The following is a 700-nucleotide window of genomic DNA, read 5'->3' as shown; positions in this document are numbered from 1 at the left end:
CTTGTGGCCTTCCGCCTGATTGCGGATAAGAATCCTTACTCCAATGTTTAGTATTAATAATGGCATTATTTGCATGTCCAAACATCCTATTAAAATCATCTACTGTTTCATTAATGATTTTCAATTCCTCTTTTACATCTGAAGGACAAGATATTAGTAAGTCATATAGGGTCACACTCTTTGGCATCTGTTTCTCCCTTTCAATGAAAATAAGCTCTAAACCTATTTTATCCAATTAATCAAATAATGACTATTTATCTACATTAATTTCATTCAATAGTATAAACATCTGCTGCTGCATCCGCCATTTGCTTTTCTGTAGGTATTGTATAACGCTGTACAACCGCCACAGTGTTCCCCAAGAACCTAGCGATTGTAGATAAGTCCCAACCTCTCTTAGCCAATTCAGTAGCAAGCGTATGGCGTAACATGTGAGGTGTTATCTCGTATTCTTTCAAAAGCATTTGAACTGTCCTGGTTGTTAATTTCTTATTTGATCTACTTACAAAGGCGTATTCGGAATCATCATTTCTTGATTCAAGATAACGGTGAATATATCGAAACCTCTCCTTACTTATTGGAATGTCTCTAACTTTCTTCCCTTTTGATTTATTAATGTGAATTAGATAAGGATTCCCTTTCAAAGTCATATCTGCTTTCTTTAGATCAACAAGCTCTGAAACCCTCATACCAGTAAGAC

At 35.4% G+C, this 700-nt stretch carries 1 protein-coding gene and 1 pseudogene; both read right to left on the bottom strand.

Going from position 1 to position 700, the window contains the following annotated elements; all coding sequences use genetic code 11:
- Nucleotides 1-187 (bottom strand): annotated as a pseudogene (locus tag RVS70_RS21670) (hypothetical protein); the annotation flags it as partial.
- Nucleotides 188-269: 82 nt separating this feature from the next.
- Nucleotides 270-700 (bottom strand): tyrosine-type recombinase/integrase (locus RVS70_RS21665; protein ID WP_321134786.1); only part of this gene is annotated, 431 nt, incomplete at its 5' end.

It is taken from the genome of Virgibacillus sp. M23, from assembly GCF_034190895.1.
Lineage (GTDB): Bacteria > Bacillota > Bacilli > Bacillales > Amphibacillaceae > Virgibacillus > Virgibacillus salarius.
The sequence above is the reverse complement of the archived record's forward strand: the minus strand, read 5'-3'. Positions and strand labels throughout refer to the sequence as shown.